Here is an 18,592-nt window from a genome sequence, read left to right on the forward strand (position 1 = left end):
GATAGTTAATGTCGACGTTACGAAAAGATCTTTCTCACCTTTTACCATCTGTTATCGATATTGCTCGTTCAGCCGGGCAACTGATCTTAGATATCTATCAGAACAATCAGTATGAATCCTTTATTAAGAGTGATGAAACACCGGTGACGAGTGCAGATTTGGCTGCTCATAAGCTTATTTCTGAAAAATTAAGCGAATTAACGCCTGATATTCCGGTACTTTCTGAAGAAGCGGCCGATATTGCATTGGAAAAGCGCGCCCAATGGGATCGTTACTGGTTAGTTGATCCACTTGATGGAACCCAAGAGTTTATTGCCCGAAGTGGCGACTTTGCCACTATCATTGCTTTAGTGGAAAACAATCGACCTGTAATGGGGGTTGTTTATGCGCCGGTATCTGGAGTTTCTTACTATGCCTATGAAGGTAAAGGGGCTTGGAAGATTCCCAATATGAGCGAGAGTATCCGTATAAAAACGCTGATACATGAAGAGCAGAGCAGTACGTTATCTATTGCTATAAGTCGCCGACAGAATATCAATAATATTACCAATAAGATGTCTCCAGCGTGGAACTATGAGCTGATTCCGTTAGGCTCTGCAGCATTAAAGGCCTGTTTAGTCGCAGAAGGTGCTGTGGACTGTTATTTGCGTTTAGGGCCAACAGGAGAGTGGGATACGGCTGCGACACAGTGCATTGTTCAAGAAGCGGGTGGTCGAATATTAAGTACCCAATTAGAAGCCTTATCTTATAACGAAAGAGAAACCTTGGAGAACCCAAACTTTATTGTGTTGGGGGACGAAAACCTACCATGGGCAACAATTTTAAAGGAAAAAGTATGATTGAGGCGCAAATCTAGGTATCCCTTCCTCTAAAATAGCTATTTTTTCCAAGCCAGTGATATAAATTGCTGGCTTTTTAAATGTAGTTGTCTTTCCTTTCTATCTGATATTTCTTCATATTATTGCCCTCCTCATCTTAGAGAACGAGATTGGCTCGTTTTGATGAGCTGATCAAAGTTTGTTAACCGCAACATCTAGAGCGGATTTAGATTAAATTTGGAACACGACAGATAATTTTCCAGTTTCGTTTACTAGAAAACTATTTTCTATCAAGTGCTTATGATAGCCTTCGCGTTTTCTGTTAGTGCTATATTCGTAGCGATTAACTCTATATTCACCCCTTACCAAGTATCATGCTTGAGAGTATTTTGATATTAAGTTTTAAGGCATCATTTATGTATTTTAGACGCTTATTTTTAACAGCTAGGTTGACTAAATACCTTTTATTAAGAGAATTTTGCTCGCGAAAGCGTAAGTTCATTTTGAACACTAAGTTGGTCAAACTCTATATAAGATCGGGTGCTTATAACAAAGCTATAAAATATGCAGAAGAACTTTTTTATGATGGTGAGAGGCAGGATTACTATTTTGTCCTGCTAAATCTGTACATCATGAACAACAAATATGAAGAAATGGAGCAGTTAGAAAAAGAACATAACTTTTCTTTTCAAGAAGGGACGACAAATCTAATTCGTCTTATCGATGACCTCAATGATAACTTGTATGATGTTGATAAAATAAGCTTTATTAAAGATTACATTGTTAGTAAGGGAGGTGTTCCGTCATTTATTCAAGTGACAGGAAAGGGAAAACTGCTTAGAGGAAAATCTGCTCAGGAAAAAGATCTTATCGCAAATAGCCATCTATACATAGCAAACAGAAATGATTGGAGTAAGACAAACAATCCACCCAGTTATATTAAGCAGTTATATACCGAAAAATATGATAACAAATATAATGAGCTGTTTAGTTATACCCCTCCTGTGATCAGAGCAACAAAGGTTCAACTTTCAGATTTTGAAAATACACTAGTATCCGTTCGCAATGGGTTACGTACTACGGTAAATCAACCTGAGACAGTGGATAGAAAAGTGATATTTTTTGGGTCATCAACGACTTTCTCTATTGGTATGAGTGACGAAGATACCTTGGTTAGTCAGGTGCAAAAGCAAGTCAATCGGGCGCATGACGGCATTAAGTTAGAGAATCATGGCGTGTTAGGTATGAACTTACTGCTGGCAATGAACAACCTAGTACAAACTGATATCAATCCAAATGATATCGTGGTGTTTTTCGACTTTGATGAGTTTAATAATATAAATGACGACTGTATTACTCGTATAGACTTAAATGATGTCAGTCGTGGCTCTGACTTTTTTATTGATTTGACCAAACACCAGTGTCATTTTTCACCTAAAGGTAATCAGGTTATTGGCAAAATTATTTCCGATAATATTTTGTTGCCATTGATTGATCGCCATCGCGTATCGATTCCAAATTCTATTGAACCAGATGACAAAGTCTTGGATGTGTTAGAGAAATTTAAGTATTTTCTATATAAACAAACGGCACAAGCGCTTGAGTCGTGCGATATGAATAGTTATCTTGAAATGCTCGATAGTTACACTCCGGAACCCGAGCAAAAGGTTGGTAGTGTGGCTGTAAACTGCAATCCTATTACGATTGGCCACATGCACCTTATTGAGCACGCTTCTAAGCAGGTCGATAAGTTATTTATCTTTGTTATAGAAGAGGATAAATCGTTTTTTAAATTTGAAGACAGGTTAAAGTTAGTTTCTGAAAGCACCGCTCATATGGATAATGTGACCGTGCTAAGAGGGGGGAAGTTCATCTGTACAGAGCTTACTTATCCCGATTATTTTGCTAAAGAGAATTCAGAGGCAAAAGCCGATGCCTCAGTAGAAGCTTGGTTCTTTTGTGAGTACATCGCTAAGAAGTTGAATATAGATATCATCTTTTTGGGTGACGAACCAAAATGTGAAATTACCCGACAGTACAACGAGAAGATGCAAGAATTACTGCCGAAGTACAACATAGATGTTGAGATTATAGATAGGGTTTCAACCGATGGTGAAGTAATTAGTGCTTCAAGCGTACGTAAGTACCTTGAATACAAAAACTTTGAGCAAATTAGAAAAATAGTCCCTGAGCCTACTTACCTTTTTTTGAAAGAGAACTATTAATTAGATAAAAGCCACCGATTCAGGTGGCTTTAGCTAAAGATCTGTGTGGGACTGACTTAGTAGTAAGAGTGCTCGCCGCGATCGTGCTCTGTGGAGTCACGAACCGCTGTTAGTTCACCTTCAAACTGTTGAATAAGCTCTTTTTCAATACCTTCTTTTAGTGTGACATCAACCATTGAACAGCCGTTGCAGCCTCCACCAAATTGAACCAGTGCGACACCATCTTCGGTTATCTCTATTAAACTGACATGACCACCGTGGCCGGCTAGTTGAGGGTTTACTTGAGTTTGAATTGCGTATTCAACGCGCTCCATTAAAGATGCATCATCGGAGACTTTACGCATTTTGGCGTTTGGCGCTTTCAAGGTAAGCTGAGAGCCCATTTTATCGGTTACGAAATCAATCTCAGCCTCTTCTAAAAAAGGCATGCTAAGTTCGTCAACAAACGCAGAGAAACCGCTAAATGGCATCTCGGTATCGGCAGCTTCTACCGCTTCTGGTGGGCAGTAAGATACGCCACACTCTGCATTGGGTGTTCCTGGGTTTACCACAAATACACGGATGTTGGTGCCTTCCGGTTGCTGTTCAAGCAGCTTGGCGAAATGAGATTGAGCATTTTCAGTTATAGATACAATATTTGACACGACTAATACCTGACTTATTTGGTAGGTTATTTCAGTTTATTCTACTCTGCTACTACCAGGATGCCAATAAAATTTCGTTTTTCTGTTTATGATGGCTCTGGTGTTCGGCATAGAGAGTAAATATCAATTTTTTTAACGCCAACATCAAGCAGTAAATCGCATAAATGTCGTACCGTGCTACCTGTTGTAACGACATCATCAACAATCGCAACATGCTGATAAGGTGGTTGCTCTTGCAATCGAAATGCATTGTTTAAGTTTCTTTTCCTCTGCTGTTTGTTTAGCCCTTGTTGATATGGCGTGGCCCGGATTCTTTTAAACAGTTGCTTTTTCAGAATTGACGGCGTAGAGAAGTGTTGGCAAAGGTAATGTGCAATAACGTCACTTTGGTTAAATCCACGTTTAAGGTATCGTCGCCAATGAAGAGGAACAGAGGTGATAAGAGGTGCTGGTGTATCAATATGTTGAGAAAGTAAGTAACTTAGATCATAGGCGTATTGGAACATACCTGCATATTTTAATTGATACACATAATAAGAGAGTGGGTACCTATAGTCTCCGATACAGTACAGCCTATTCCATGGTGGAGGTTGCATTAAACAGCGGCCACATTGGCTCACTGGTGTGGGGGTTAATAAACCGCATTGCTGGCATCTTGGATTCGTTTGAAAATAGCGTAAGCAGTGGTTACACCAAATAGTTTCACCAAGTGGCGGAGAGATGGTGAGACCACATAGATGACAATTGGATGTAAAATGGTGATGTAATGTACGTCGTATCAATGGAAAAACCATAGCGATTGACACCTTATCGGTTGGTATTGAATGAAATTAGCATTGCAGTGAATAACAAATGTATGAAAGAAGTAGGAGATGTAATGAAGTCGGAACTATATTGGCAGCGGGAAGGAAATGGTGATGATCTGGTTTTGGTGCATGGTTGGGGAATGAATGGTGCGGTTTGGCAGCAGACCGTTGATGCCCTTTCTCATCATTTTACCGTGCACGTTGTTGATCTACCCGGCTATGGCCACAGCTCCGATGTTGACGCTGAAGACTTAGATGAGATTGTTCGCTTGGTTCTACAAGCCGCGCCGGAAAAGGCGATATGGGTTGGTTGGTCGTTAGGAGGGCTTATTGCTACTCAGGTTGCCTTGCAGCACGCAGAAAGAGTATCTAAGTTAATTACTGTAGCCAGTTCACCTAAATTTGCTGCAGAGCGTCCATGGAGAGGAATCAAACCGGAAGTTCTGGATGCCTTTACCGAACAGTTGATGGTGGACTTTAAAACGACTATTGAGCGATTTATGGCGCTTCAAGCGATGGGAAGCCCAACAGCAAGGCAAGACGTTAAAACGTTAAAGAGAGCCGTTCTCTCTCGAACATTGCCTTCAGAAAATAGTTTGAAACTCGGCTTAGCACTGCTCGCTGAGATCGACTTGAGAGGCGATTTAGCAAAACTGACCATGCCGCTGCTGCGTTTGTATGGACGGCTTGATGGGCTTGTTCCGGTAAAAGTCGCAGATGATTTGCTAAAAACCATTCCATATTCAACACATTACGTATTTTCTGACTCTTCTCATGCGCCTTTCATAACGGAATTAGATCTGTTTTGTGACAAATTAATTCAATTTAGTGGTAAATAATTGAACAAATTGGCCGATAAGTAACCTAACCAAGCAGGATATAGTTGATATTCGGACTGGTTGATGTAGAAGGAGGTTTGTCATGATTGTGTCGCCGACCAATGTGAACGTGCCACTGATTGCCCCTTCGGTCAATGTTCAAACTGAACAAGCGGCAAGAGATAATAAGGTTCGTGAACCTGTTACGCCGCCAGTAGAACTGGCTAAAACCAATGCAGAAAGACGGGTGAAGGCCGAAGACAAACGCCGGAAACGACCTGCTTGGGAGCCATCTGACCACCCTGACTATGAGTTGGATAATGAGGCTAATACGTCTTCTGCTCGCAGTGAAGAGCCAAAAGACACACTAAGTCGCTTATTTGAGTTAATTGCGTTACAAACTTATTCTGAAAAACAGGGAATGGGTTATACCATTCGCTTTCGGTTACCGAAAAGTTTAGTTGAAGCGGCAATTGTTCAGGGAAAAATGGAGCGTCGACGTACAGTGATTAAGTATCACTATGGTCATGCCGTCGCACCAAATACGCCTTCTGAGGTGATTGCGGTGCTCTAGATACTCTTTGAGTATCTAGAATACGAGCTAGCGGGAGGTCTGGACTTGGAAAAATGCTGTCTCCAAAATCCAGTAACCTCGCTACCTCGAGTTCCGCTTATTATTTGTTTCGTTTGTTATTTGCAAAAGCTGCTGCGAATGCGCCACCCATAGCGCTATTTGCTGGCGGCTCTTTGCGTGTGTTTTGTTGCTGACGCGGCGAAGCGTTGTTTCCTTTTGCGTTACGGTTATTACTTGAACGCGGCGTATCGGTTGTTCGAGAATGACTTGCAGAGCTATCATTTAAGCGCATAGTGAGAGCAATACGTTTACGTTGAACATCTATCTCTGTCACTTTTACGGTGACAATATCTCCCGCTTTTACAACTTCACGAGGATCGGCAACATATCGATCTGTCAGAGCAGAGATATGGACTAAACCATCCTGATGAACACCAATATCGACAAATGCCCCAAAATTAGCCACATTGGACACCACCCCTTCTAAAATCATACCTGCTTCCAAGTCTGATATTTTATTGACTCCTGCAGCAAAGGTAGCGGTTTTAAACTCTGGTCTGGGATCTCGACCCGGCTTATCAAGCTCCTTAATGATATCGGTTACGGTAGGGATGCCAAACAAGTCACTGGTGTAATCGCTGGCGTTTAATGCAGTAAGGAAAGCACTATCGGCCAATAGACTTTGGATGTTTTTATGATTTTTGTCCGCAATGGCTTTTACCACAGGATAAGCTTCAGGGTGAACCGATGAAGCATCTAATGGGTTCTTACCATTCATAATACGTAAAAAACCAGCGCTTTGTTCAAACGCTTTTGGTCCAAGGCGAGCAACCTTTTTTAGAGTCACTCTGCTTTCAAAACGACCATGTTCATCGCGAAAGTTAACAATATTCTGTGCAATGGTATTGGATAAGCCAGCCACACGGGTAAGCAAAGCGGCAGAGGCCGTGTTTACATCAACGCCAACGGCGTTTACACAATCTTCTACAACGGCATCAAGGCGCTTTGCTAGCATAGCTTGGCTAACGTCATGCTGATATTGACCTACACCAATAGATTTAGGGTCAATCTTAACCAGCTCTGCCAGTGGATCTTGTAGACGTCTGGCTATGGATACTGCACCTCTAAGCGATACATCCATATTGGGAAATTCATTTGCAGCCAGTTCGGAAGCAGAGTAAACCGATGCCCCTGCTTCGCTAACGATAATTTTTTGTACGCTTAGATTTGCCTGCTTTAAAGCATCGGCAACAAAGCTGTCTGTTTCACGAGATGCTGTGCCATTTCCAATAGCAATAAGATCGACGTGGTGTTTTTTGATTAACTGCTGAAGAGTATGAGCAGACTTATCTATCTGATTTTGTGGTGGATTAGGATAAATAGTCTCTGTTGCTAACACTTTACCTGTGCTGTCAACAACAGCAATTTTGGAGCCGGTTCTTAATCCTGGATCCAAGCCTAATGTTGCTCTAGGTCCTGCTGGTGCTGCCATTAGCAGATCTTTAAGGTTGCTGGCAAAAACATCAATGGCGCCAATTTCTGCTCGCTCTTTCATGGCACCGATAAGCTCGGTTTCCATGTGGGTAGAGATTTTGATACGCCATGCCCAGCTAATCGCTTGTTTACGCCATTTGTCCGCAGGAGCATCACTTAAGTGCATACCGTAATGTTTGCCTATAATCTCTTCGCAATAGGAGCTTTTAGTCGACTCTAACTGATTAGGGTCGGCTTGCATGGAGAGCTGCAAATAGCCCTCATTACGTCCTCTTAACATGGCTAATGCTCGGTGAGAAGGTACGCGAGTGATCTTTTCGTTGTGTTCAAAGTAATCTTTAAATTTTTCCCCTTGCAGCTGCTTACCCTCTATTACACGAGATTGTAACTCAGCATGGCTAGACAAATAGCGACGCAGTTTTTCAATGAGATTCGCATCTTCTGCAATGCGCTCCATGACGATTGCGCGGGCACCGTCTAAGGCTGCTTTGCTGTCGGTTATCTTCATTTCCGGATTTAGGTATTTTTGTGCTTCTATTTCCGGTTGAGTATTTGCCTGTTGCCATAGCGCGTCGGCTAAAGGCAGTAAGCCCGCTTCAATGGCGATTTGCCCCTTGGTACGGCGCTTGGGTTTGTAAGGTAAATAGAGATCTTCTAAACGAGTTTTACTGTCTGCTTGAGCGATTTCTCTTTCTAGTTCGGCGGTAAGTTTGCCTTGCTCAGTAATGGATTTAATAATGGCGTGACGACGTTCATCCATTTCTCTTAAATATGTGAGGCGGCTATCAAGCGTGCGCAGTTGAGTATCGTCCAAACCTCCGGTGACTTCTTTTCGGTATCTCGCAATAAAGGGGATAGTACTCCCTTCGTCGATCAGATTTATGGTGGCGTTGACTTGCTCTGGTCGAACATTCAACTCTTTTGCTATTTGTAAGCTGATCCCTTGACTCATGGGTACTTCTCTTTAGTAATGTTGGCTATAACCGTATATGACTCTATAAATGGGGGCAAATAATAAAATATCCAGAGCAAAAACTTACCAAAACTTCACAATTCTATCTGTTGTTATTTTGTATATCGTCTAAAATCAGTAATGAAATAAATAAAAGATATCAATAAATTACGACATTTTGTAAAACTGACAAATAGAGATTTAGATTCTTGTTTTGTATTGGGCTGGGAATATTCAATGAAAAAAGTTGTTAGAGCGTTAACACTGCTGGTGGCTGTATTTTCTATGGTAGTGACATTTACTTCAAATTTAGCGATTGCTAAAGATGCGAAATATACCACTCAATACCCCGCCTATACATTAGATGGGAAGACCGTTTTGGGGCGTCTTGAGCATATTTATTTTACTGGATCTGGCAAATACAGTGATATTCCATTTGTCGGGAAAATTGATACTGGCGCAGACACCACCTCAATGCATGCCGATGATATTTTGATCTATAGCTTAAATCCAACCTATAAGGCGCTCACCAATCGAGAGTTACTCAAGAAGGTTATTATAGATTTTGGCGGTGTTGAGAGTGATTGGTGGCGAAAAGCATTTAATGACGCCGAACATGAAAACCTACAAGTCAGGGTTAGCTTTACTATTCGGAATCCAATATCTGGTGAAGTGCTGGAGTTTGACCGGCCTCTATACCGCATTAGTGTCGTACGGAGTCGTACTAGTAAAGAGCCGTTGTATCGTCCAGTGATTGACCTGAAGATGAAAATTGCTGATGTTGATATTCATACTGAAGCGAGCTTGACGGATCGATCCAAATTTTCAGCGCCTATTCTTATTGGTAAATCATTTTTGAAACAACATGCATGGGTGTTTGCCGGTTATGATTTTTTACAGGAACAACCCAAAGCGCAATTGGTTGGCCGTCAAGAAACACTGATGGTGGGGGGCTTAGCAATGGAAACCAGTTTCTCATTAACCAGTCGTCATTCCGTTATGCACGCTACCAATATCAACGTAGATAAACAAAACAATATGGTGAGCTTTACCACTGAAGATGCGCAAGGCAAATCGGAGTCCTTGACCTTACCGCTTATTGATACTTTGACCTTTGGCAAAACGGAAAGACCAGAGGTTTATATTGCCGTGAAAGGGAAAAATGGTTTTGAGACGCATTTATTGGTTTACCTAAAAGATCGTTCAAAAAACAGTACTCAATTACGAATTGGGACCGACGTATTAAGTAAGAATTTTGTTTTAAGTGCCAATGAGAAACATTTGCTGGATAAACCGGCTGAAATGTTTTCTGACCGAATGAAACAAAAGCGACCATTGGTGATCTCTCCAGAAGAGGAGTTGCTCATTGATGGTGTAGAGGTTAAATCTGAGATTGATTTAAACGTGCAGACGCCACTACTTACCTTGCCTAGTTTTGAGTTATCTGGTGCCAATAAAGGGCAGCAAGTGACGTATTATTTGCAAGATCGTCATGGCGAGTTGAAAAAGCAAGTAAAAGCTGTCGAACGAAAAATTAAAGTGGGTAATTCAGTTCGACCTATTGTTGAGATGCGTATCGAAGCAAATGGTCAGTACAAAGACTATCAAGTTGCCTTGGATAGCTTAGAAAATGAGGGAGATCAGCAAGTCACTTTCCATATCGGGCGGGGTATGGGGAAAAATGGCCTTCTAATCAATACCCGTACCGATTTGTTGCTTGAGTCGCATCAATTGATTAAGGCGGGCTATATTGAAAATGCAACGGTAGAAGGGATGACTTTTCCTGTTAAGTTAGATACCGGGGCAGATATGAGCTCAATCCATGCGCAAGACATTACTTTGTATGAACAAGACGGCAAAAAAATGGTGGACTTTACATACCGAAACTCTCAAGGGCAAAAACAAACATTTACTCGAGACATAGTTCGAATGATGACAATTAAGGCAAAGTCAGGAGAGAAAGCGAATCATCGGCCTGTAGTGAAAATGGATGTGCAAGTGGGAGACATTAGAGAGACAGTTAATGTTAATTTACAAGATCGTTCTCGATTCGAATACAGCATGATATTGGGTGAGAACTTTCTGCGTCATGGAGTGGTTGTCAGTAGCGACAGCACTTTTTTACTTGAATAGCTTTTAATCACAACAATGGATCTATTATGGCGGTAACAAATCATCACAGTGACGGTGATGCATTACCTTGTGCTATGCGAGCTTGGAATGCGAATGAAAAAACATTGGCACTTTGGTTGTATAAACAGACTCAGGATAAACAGCGAGCCCATGATATTTTGCAAGAGGTGTTCATTCGGGTTATGGGGCAAGGTTCTGCATTTTGTGATGTGGAGAATAGTAAGGCGTGGATGTTTCGAGTTGCTCATAACTTGATTATTGATCTCTCCAGAGAGCCTTCTTTTCAGTTGTTAGCTGATGATATTGAAGAGAGTGAAACATCGCTAGATGCCGTTGATTTACTTGCCATTAGTTGTCTGCCTAGAGTGTTGTCTGAGCTCGAACAGCCCGATAGAGAAATTATTACCGCTTGTGATTTGCAAGGAATGAATCAACAAGATTTTGCCATACAACACGGTTTAAGCCTGCCAGCTACAAAATCAAGAATTCGCCGAGCAAGGGAGAAGCTTCGTCATCAACTGAGTGTTTCCTGCAAGGTTAAGTTTGATGAGAATCATCAAGTGTGCTGTTTTACCCGCCGAGAAAATGGCGAAGAAAAAGAAAATTAAAAAAAGAGTGAATCCTTTTTAATCTTTATCCGTCTTTAGGGTAAAGATGAATTAACTAGGATCATTATGTTTCAAATCTTTACTGATTTCGCCTCTTGGCTGGTGTTTGATACTTTGCAACTTTCCCCGCAGAGTAAACTGGGTGATGCTCTACATTTCTTTGTTGAAGATACCGCCAAAATTTTTGTTCTATTGCTGGTTATGATTTATGTCATCGCTATGATTCGAGCATCATTAGATGTTGAACGTGTGCGAGATTATTTAGCCGATAAACCGCGTTTTTTAGGTTATGGTTTAGGGGCTACCTTTGGTTCAATTACTCCATTTTGTTCCTGTTCCAGTATCCCTGTTTTTCTCGGTTTTACCTCTGCAGGAATTCCCCTTGGCATCACCATGGCCTTTTTAATTACTTCTCCCCTTATCAATGAGGTTGCGGTGCTTTTGTTGGTGAGCTTGCTTGGTTGGAAGTTTACTCTTATGTACATTTTGGTCGGCCTTACAATTGGAATTGTGAGTGGCTTTTTTCTTGATGCTATAAAAGCTGAACGCTGGTTGCATTCGTTCGCCGCAGAGGCACTACAACGTGGTATTGAGCAGCGTCATCAACCTTCTATGAATCGAGATAATGTGCCTTCTTTATCACTCAAGCAACGTCATACATTTGCCAAACAAGAGACACAAGAGATCGTAGCGAGAGTATGGAAATGGGTTTTTATCGGTGTTGGTTTAGGGGCGGCTCTACATGGCTTTGTTCCTGATGGCTGGATAGAAACTCACTTGGGAGATGGGCAGTGGTGGTCGGTTCCTGCTGCGGTGCTGCTTGGTATCCCTTTGTACTCAAATGCTACTGGCGTCATTCCTGTGATGGAAAGCTTGATTGTCAATGGTCTGCCCATTGGAACAACCTTGGCTTTTTGTATGAGTACCGTAGCGGCAAGTTTTCCTGAGTTTATTTTATTGAAGCAAGTGATGATGTGGAAGTTATTACTGGTGCTGTTTTTGGTGCTGCTATCTGCATTTACCCTAATGGGGTGGCTATTTAATTATGTATTTATATTTGGTTAATTTTTAGGAGATAAAAGATGAAAGTAGTAAAAGTACTCGGCTCGGGCTGTAAAAACTGTCAAGTGACAGCGGCATTGATCGAAAAAGTGGCGATAGAACAGGGAGTGGAGATTGAACTGATTAAAGTGACAGATTTACAACAGATCATGGCCTATAGCGTGATGAAAACTCCTGCGGTGGTGATTGATGAACATGTTGTTCACAAAGGCAGTGTACCGGATGAAAAAGAGGTGGCTAGCTGGTTGTAACGAGAGATGATCGTCAGGCACTGCCTGACGATCATCAACATAAAAGCAACAGAACTAAGAGGCTGACTCACTCGCTTCTTTGAGTGGGCTTGTTTCTTCCGTTGTTGTATGTTGCTTGTTATCTGTTAGTGGCAGAAGAATGTTCAGTACAATCGCCGTGATGCCGCCAGCTGAGATACCTGATGAGAAAATGCTTTTTATGAATTCAGGCATAAATTGCAGTATCTCTGGCTTTTGAGCAATTCCTAATCCCATGGAAAAAGAAAGCGCCATAATTAATATCGCTCTTCTGTCTAATTCTTCTCGTGAGATAATTCGAATACCAGCCGCAGCGATAGTACCAAACATCACAATGGTTGCTCCGCCTAGTACAGGCTCAGGTATAAGCTGAACAAAGCTCGCGACACCGGGGAATAGACCTAGCAGCACTAACATGCCCGCAATAAAGTAACCTACATAACGACTCGCCACACCGGTAAGCAAAATAACGCCGTTGTTTTGACTAAATGTGGAATTTGGAAAGCTATTAAATAGTGCTGCAATGGCGGAGTTTACGCCATCTGCCAACACGCCCCCTTTGATACGTTTTAGATAAACGGGTCCTTTAACGGGTTCGCCAGAGACTTCTGAGGTGGCGGTGATGTCACCGATGGCCTCAATGGCGGTGATAAGAAACACCAAGACCAGCGGGATAAAGAGAGACCAGTCAAAACTAAGACCAAACTGCATAGGCATTGGTACAGCAAACAGTGCTGTTTCTGCCATTGATGAGGTGTCAACCATACCCATTAAGTAGGCAACGATATAACCAACGGTCATTGCAATGACGATAGAGGCCACTCGTATATAGGGATTTGAAGAGCGATTCAAAATAATAATTAGGCTGAGAACGATACCGGCTAAAGCGAGTTTATCTAAACTGCCAAATGTTCCATCACCCAGTGCTGAGTAACCCCCTCCCATAGAAACAAGCCCCACTTGAATCAGGGTTAGACCAATGAGGGTAACGACAATACCTGACACCAATGGTGAAATAATGCGGCGAGCGTATTCTAATACACGAGAAAGAAGCATTTCTGCCGTCGAGGCAAACAGAATGGTGCCAAAGATAGCCGCCATCATTGTTGGTATATCTGCACCACCTTGTTTCAACGCTAATCCAGCACCAATGATTGGGCCGAGAAAGTTAAAACTGGTGCCTTGGATAGAGAGAAGACCAGAGCCGATAGGGCCAATGGTGCGAATTTGAATAAATGAAGATATGCCAGAAGCAAACAGAGACATGCTAATGATGGTGTTGGTCTGCTCGACAGAGACGCCAAGTGCTTGGCATATGATCAGTGATGGTGTTATCACTGCAACAAACATAGCAAGTAGGTGCTGCATTGCAGCAAAAATAGTTTGTGGTAGTGGTGGTCTATCATTCAGTTGGTAGACCAGTTCTGACTTACGCGAAGCGCTTTGAGTCGTCATTTTCGTTTCCTAATTTTCAGTTTCTTCGTTATCGCTGAATGGGATAACTCAGTTGAGCTCGATACAGTTTCTGTGATTGCTGTTAATCAGAATCGGCTCGGGTTTGTGGTGTTATTCGATAATCATTTTGTTAGTTGTATCGAATTGGGCGGGATTATATCGATTTGAATATAAAAAGCAAACGTTTGCTTTTGTGGGTGACAATTTGAAAACAGATGTTCTCAAAATGGTACGGTTTGGAATTAGCGTGTCTGCATCTCAGCCCACCACTCTTCATCGGCGACGATCTGTCCTGCATCATCCAGAGGTGGGTAAGGGAGTTTTTTTCGTTTTGCAACTTTTGCCAATACAGGGTGACCACGTTCAAAGAGAGTGGTGTGGATAACATGTTCGCTTAGTGCGGATACATCTCGATCGTACATACCTGCTAGCTGACGTTGGCGCTGTGCTTCAAACAGTATAAGTGCGCTGGCAACCGAGACATTGAGAGATTGAACCATGCCTACCATAGGAATAATGATATCTTGATCTGCCAACGATAAAGCGTGAGAGGAAATACCGTGTTTCTCTCCGCCTAGGATAATGGCGGTTGGTTTGGTGTAGTCGATTTCGCGAAAATCCACCGCGTTGTCAGACAAGTTAGTTGCCAATATCTGCATCTCTTGCTGCTTTAATTGGGTAACAGCACTGTCTATATTGCTGTGTGTTTCTACTTCTACCCAATTTCTCGCGCCGGCAGATGTGTGGCTTAATGTGCGCATTTGCTCATTTGGCCAAACAGCATGAATTTTATGTACCCCTGCGGCGTCCGCAGTACGAATAACCGCGGAGACATTGTTTGGCTTGTGAACCTCTTCTAAGCACAAAGTTAAATCTGGTTGTCTCGCTTTTAGTACGGTTTGAATTCGTTGATAGCGTTCTGGGTTCATAATACTTATTCGATTTTAAAAAGAAGAAGCCGATATTATCGTATCGACTTCTTAATTGGGTAATTGAGTTTCTTGCTTACTGTCGTCTGCGGCGTACTTTTAACGCATGAGGCATCACACGTATTTTCTTCATGATACTGGCCAAATGAATACGATCTTTCGCGGTTAACGCCAAAGTAATCGTGTACAAACGTCCATCTTTTTCTTCTGTAGAAATACCGTGAATGTTTGAGCCTGTACGTGATACCACGTTAGTTAACTCAGCGAGCGCTCCTTGATGGTTTTGCATATCAATTTGTAGCTCAGAGATAAACTCTTGTTCGTGCTCTTCTGCCCACTCTACACTCATGTATTTATCTGGTTCTTTTTGATAACCACGAATATTTGGACAGGTTTCTCTATGAACCACAAGGCCGCGTCCCGGAGAAACGTGAGCGATAATATGATCGCCCGGAATCGGGTGACAACATTTCGCATAGGTCAGTAAGATCCCATCCGCGCCTTTAATAGAGAGCTTTTTATTCGAGCTAGAAGGCAGTGAGCTGGTTTCAGTAAGTTCATCGGTATCACCCAGTAAACGACGAGCAATCACGATACTCATTAGTTCACCTAGCCCAATCGCTGCTAAGAGATCGTCCACAGAAGCAATCTTAAGCTCGGTTAAGACATTTTCAATGTTTTCTGGATAGATGCTATCAATAGAGTGACGACCCAATGCATGGTTAAGTAAGCGGCGCCCTAATGCGACGGACTCTTCACGTCGCATGGTTTTTAAAACCTGACGGATCTTAGTTCGAGCACGGGATGTTACGACGTAGTTTAACCATGCTGCGTTAGGTCTGGCTCCGGGAGCACTGATGATTTCAATGGTTTGTCCATTTTTCAGTGCTTTACTTAACGGATAAGGCTGGCGATCTACTCGGGTACCAACGCAGGTGTTGCCTACATCGGTGTGGACAGCGTAAGCAAAGTCTACCGCTGTTGCACCCGCAGGCAGCTCAACAATGCGTCCTTTTGGTGTGAAGACAAAAATTTCATCAGGGAATAGATCGGATTTAACGTTCTCGATAAACTCAAACGAAGTACCGGCACTTTGCTGTAACTCAAGCAGGCTTTGCATCCAGCGCTGAGCTTTCACTTGTGCTGTGGTGCCTTTTGTGTCACTGCCCGCTTTGTAAGACCAGTGTGCTGCTACCCCTTTGTCCGCCATTTGGTCCATATCTTCAGTACGAATTTGTACTTCAACAGGAACGCCGTGGGGACCAACCATGGACGTATGAAGAGATTGATAGCCGTTCGCTTTAGGAACAGCAATATAGTCTTTCATTCTGCCCGGACGAGGTTTGTATAAGTTATGAGCTTGCCCTAATACGCGATAACAGGTATCTGGACTATCAACAATGACACGAAACGCGTAGATATCCATAATCGTGTGGAATCGCTGCTCTTTGGTTCGCATCTTATTGTAAATAGAAAAAAGGTTTTTCTCGCGTCCAATGACTCGAGCCGCGAGTCCAACTTCTTCAAGTCGACCTTCTATCTCGGAGTGGATACGCTGTATCATCTCTTTACGATTTCCGCGTGCAGAGCGAACAACCTCTTTGAGTACCCGATAGCGATTAGGATAGAGAGCTTCAAATCCTAACTCTTCTAGCTCGGTCTTGATATTGTGAATACCTAAACGGTGAGCGAGTGGGGCATAGATCTCTAATGTTTCACGGGCAATACGACGGCGTTTGTCTGGACGCAATGCACCGAGGGTACGCATATTATGTGTACGATCCGATAACTTAATGAGAATAACGCGGATGTCTTGCACCATGGCAAGAACCATTTTGCGGAAGTTTTCTGCTTGTGCTTCTTTTCGATCGCGAAATTTAAGCTTATCCAGCTTGGATACACCATCAACAAGCTCGGCAACGGTTACACCAAATTGCTCTGCAAGTTCTTCTTTGGATGTTTCCGTATCTTCTATCACGTCGTGTAATAATGCGGCCATAAGCGTCTCATGGTCTAATCGCATTTCCGCTAATATGCGGGCAACAGCAACGGGGTGGATGATATACGGTTCACCACTTGAACGGGTTTGCCCTTCATGGGCGTCTTTTGCTACCACATAAGATTGACGCAGAGCCTCAAGTTGAGGCTCTGTTAGGTATTCTTGGGCAACATCTTTGAGGCTATCGAATAGATACAAATTGTAGTCTCGGAAGCTGACTTGATGTTAGTTAGCGAGTGATTAACGGCTGTGAGCGATGCTGCTTACTGCGGCTAATTCTGCTGCTTCTTGTTCTTGCTGCTCTTGACGCTCACGTGCATCGAGAACTTCTTTAGTGATTAAACCTTCTTCGATTTCGCGAAGGGCGATAACCGTTGGTTTATCATTCTCTTCAGGCACCAATGAATCTTTGCCGCCAGTTTGCATTTGACGAGCGCGGCGAGCCGCAATAAGAACTAGGTCGAAACGGTTGCCAACTTTTTCAACTGCATCTTGAACAGTTACGCGTGCCATGAGGACTCCAAATTAGTTAATTAATATTTACAATGACGAGAAATTATACAGTCTAAAGGCTTATTCTGCCAATAGCGCTGTAAGCATACCACTATATTTAATGGCTTGTTTATCTTGCTTTAAGCGTTCTGCACGAATAATAGCTTTAAAATCCATTAAAGAAACATCAAAATCGTCGTTTATGATTAAGTAATCATATTCGTCGAAATGAGACATTTCAGATTTTGCTTCGCTCATGCGTTTTGCGACAACAGCGTCACTATCTTGACCACGAGTGGTTAAGCGGCGCTCCAGTTCTCCATTGGATGGTGGAATAATGAAGACACTTTTTGCTAGTGGCATCTGTTGACGAATTTGACGGGCACCTTGCCAGTCAATATCCAAAAATACATCTATACCTTTATTTAGCGTCTCTTCTATCCATATGCGAGAAGTGCCGTAGTAATTACCAAATACTTCCGCGTACTCTAGAAACTGCTCTTGTTCGATCAGCTCTTCAAATTGCTCTTTTTGAATAAAATGGTAATGGACACCATCTTCTTCTCCAGGACGCATCCCTCTAGTGGTGTGGGAGACAGATACTTTCATTGCGTAGGTTGGATTAGTTTCCAATAACGCATTGATTAAGCTTGATTTACCTGCTCCGCTAGGTGCAGATACGATATATAGAGTACCTTGTGCCATCTTTTATGATTCCACTTTATATTGAAGAGTTGTAACGCTGAATACTGACATTACTGAATAAGCTATTTCTTTCAGTATGACGTAAAGATTCAGTATGACTTAAAGATAGTATCGACAGTGGTTGAAATAAAACCAAAGACCGAAAAAATGGAGGCGAAGGATAGCACGATATAAGGATCATTCTCAACTAATGCGGGATCTTTGCTTTGATGAGTGGTTGATTCATTCAATTCTGCATTAATTATGGGAGAGCAGGTTATAGCTAACGTTAGCTATGGGCTACAAATTTTTTTGGACAGCTTGCTATTGATGGATCATTATTTGGCTGTTCCATTATGAGGATAGGATTGGCGATGAATGAAGATTTGGGGTTTAAATTTAACCGAGTTAAAGGTGAAGTGACTATTTATCATCATGGTAAGAGAGCCACCGTTTTGCGAGGGGCTAAAGCGAAAGAAGTGGAACAAGAGCTGAATGACTGTGATTTTAATGGTCAGCAACAGCTGATGGCCAGATTAACCGGAAACTACAAACGTGGTAATGAAAAGTTAGCCAAGAACCATCCAAGAAATAAGTCTTGGTAAGGCGTTGTTATTTAAAAGCTCTGAA

At 42.3% G+C, this 18,592-nt stretch carries 17 protein-coding genes; 9 read left to right on the forward strand and 8 right to left on the reverse strand.

Annotated elements, in window-relative coordinates; all coding sequences use genetic code 11:
• Window positions 1-8 precede the first annotated feature (8 nt).
• Both cysQ and CHJ_RS00420 read left to right on the forward strand, forming a co-directional pair.
• Window positions 9-839: a 3'(2'),5'-bisphosphate nucleotidase CysQ gene (gene cysQ / locus CHJ_RS00415; RefSeq protein ID WP_171753521.1), complete on the forward strand. Its 831-nt coding sequence runs from the start codon at window positions 9-11 to the stop codon at window positions 837-839.
• A gap of 611 nt (window positions 840-1,450) precedes the next feature.
• A complete protein-coding gene (locus tag CHJ_RS00420; RefSeq protein WP_317916579.1) occupies window positions 1,451-3,043 on the forward strand; it encodes a citrate lyase ligase in 1,593 nt (530 codons plus the stop codon).
• A gap of 56 nt (window positions 3,044-3,099) precedes the next feature.
• On the opposite strand, the gene nfuA is transcribed toward CHJ_RS00420, so the two are convergent.
• A complete protein-coding gene (nfuA, locus tag CHJ_RS00425; protein WP_171753520.1) occupies window positions 3,100-3,687 on the reverse strand; it encodes a Fe-S biogenesis protein NfuA in 588 nt (195 codons plus the stop codon).
• A gap of 86 nt (window positions 3,688-3,773) precedes the next feature.
• Window positions 3,774-4,481 carry a phosphoribosyltransferase family protein gene (locus CHJ_RS00430; RefSeq protein ID WP_317916580.1) on the reverse strand — a complete coding sequence of 236 codons (708 nt, stop codon included), beginning with the start codon at window positions 4,479-4,481 and terminating at the stop codon, window positions 3,774-3,776.
• A gap of 83 nt (window positions 4,482-4,564) precedes the next feature.
• Here CHJ_RS00430 and bioH point away from each other — a divergent pair, with 83 nt between their 5' ends.
• Both bioH and CHJ_RS00440 read left to right on the forward strand, forming a co-directional pair.
• Window positions 4,565-5,332 (forward strand): pimeloyl-ACP methyl ester esterase BioH, encoded by a 768-nt coding sequence (bioH, locus tag CHJ_RS00435; RefSeq protein WP_317916581.1) that lies wholly within the window; start codon window positions 4,565-4,567, stop codon window positions 5,330-5,332.
• Window positions 5,333-5,414: 82 nt separating this feature from the next.
• Window positions 5,415-5,885, forward strand: coding sequence for an ATP-dependent Lon protease (locus CHJ_RS00440; protein ID WP_171753517.1), 471 nt, complete (start codon window positions 5,415-5,417; stop codon window positions 5,883-5,885).
• A gap of 100 nt (window positions 5,886-5,985) precedes the next feature.
• Here CHJ_RS00440 and CHJ_RS00445 read toward each other — a convergent pair whose 3' ends face one another.
• Window positions 5,986-8,331: a Tex family protein gene (locus CHJ_RS00445; protein WP_317916582.1), complete on the reverse strand. Its 2,346-nt coding sequence runs from the start codon at window positions 8,329-8,331 to the stop codon at window positions 5,986-5,988.
• Between the two features lie 237 nt (window positions 8,332-8,568).
• On the opposite strand from CHJ_RS00445, the gene CHJ_RS00450 reads away from it, so the two are divergent.
• From CHJ_RS00450 to CHJ_RS00465, 4 genes are all read left to right on the forward strand, one after another.
• A complete protein-coding gene (locus tag CHJ_RS00450) occupies window positions 8,569-10,464 on the forward strand; it encodes a RimK/LysX family protein (protein WP_317916583.1) in 1,896 nt (631 codons plus the stop codon).
• 26 nt (window positions 10,465-10,490) lie between these two features.
• Window positions 10,491-11,072, forward strand: a complete 582-nt coding sequence (locus tag CHJ_RS00455; RefSeq protein ID WP_216613407.1) for a sigma-70 family RNA polymerase sigma factor — start codon at window positions 10,491-10,493, stop codon at window positions 11,070-11,072.
• A gap of 66 nt (window positions 11,073-11,138) precedes the next feature.
• Window positions 11,139-12,137, forward strand: a complete 999-nt coding sequence (locus tag CHJ_RS00460) for a permease (protein ID WP_317916584.1) — start codon at window positions 11,139-11,141, stop codon at window positions 12,135-12,137.
• A gap of 17 nt (window positions 12,138-12,154) precedes the next feature.
• Window positions 12,155-12,385 (forward strand): thioredoxin family protein, encoded by a 231-nt coding sequence (locus CHJ_RS00465; protein ID WP_171753513.1) that lies wholly within the window; start codon window positions 12,155-12,157, stop codon window positions 12,383-12,385.
• Window positions 12,386-12,439: 54 nt separating this feature from the next.
• On the opposite strand, the gene CHJ_RS00470 is transcribed toward CHJ_RS00465, so the two are convergent.
• From CHJ_RS00470 to gmk, 5 genes are all read right to left on the reverse strand, one after another.
• Window positions 12,440-13,858 carry a uracil-xanthine permease family protein gene (locus tag CHJ_RS00470; protein ID WP_317916585.1) on the reverse strand — a complete coding sequence of 473 codons (1,419 nt, stop codon included), beginning with the start codon at window positions 13,856-13,858 and terminating at the stop codon, window positions 12,440-12,442.
• A 242-nt stretch (window positions 13,859-14,100) separates the two neighbouring features.
• Window positions 14,101-14,787, reverse strand: coding sequence for a tRNA (guanosine(18)-2'-O)-methyltransferase TrmH (gene trmH, locus CHJ_RS00475; RefSeq protein ID WP_171753511.1), 687 nt, complete (start codon window positions 14,785-14,787; stop codon window positions 14,101-14,103).
• A 76-nt stretch (window positions 14,788-14,863) separates the two neighbouring features.
• A complete protein-coding gene (gene spoT, locus CHJ_RS00480; RefSeq protein WP_171753510.1) occupies window positions 14,864-16,984 on the reverse strand; it encodes a bifunctional GTP diphosphokinase/guanosine-3',5'-bis pyrophosphate 3'-pyrophosphohydrolase in 2,121 nt (706 codons plus the stop codon).
• A 42-nt stretch (window positions 16,985-17,026) separates the two neighbouring features.
• The gene (gene rpoZ / locus CHJ_RS00485) at window positions 17,027-17,299 is read right to left on the reverse strand and encodes a DNA-directed RNA polymerase subunit omega (RefSeq protein ID WP_171753509.1); all 273 of its coding nucleotides are present in this window, start codon (window positions 17,297-17,299) and stop codon (window positions 17,027-17,029) included.
• A gap of 60 nt (window positions 17,300-17,359) precedes the next feature.
• Window positions 17,360-17,983, reverse strand: a complete 624-nt coding sequence (gene gmk, locus CHJ_RS00490) for a guanylate kinase (RefSeq protein ID WP_171753508.1) — start codon at window positions 17,981-17,983, stop codon at window positions 17,360-17,362.
• A 353-nt stretch (window positions 17,984-18,336) separates the two neighbouring features.
• Here gmk and CHJ_RS00495 point away from each other — a divergent pair, with 353 nt between their 5' ends.
• Window positions 18,337-18,567, forward strand: coding sequence for a hypothetical protein (locus CHJ_RS00495; protein WP_317916586.1), 231 nt, complete (start codon window positions 18,337-18,339; stop codon window positions 18,565-18,567).
• Window positions 18,568-18,592 lie beyond the last annotated feature (25 nt).

This window comes from Vibrio sp. MACH09 (assembly GCF_033238805.1).
Classification (GTDB): domain Bacteria; phylum Pseudomonadota; class Gammaproteobacteria; order Enterobacterales; family Vibrionaceae; genus Vibrio.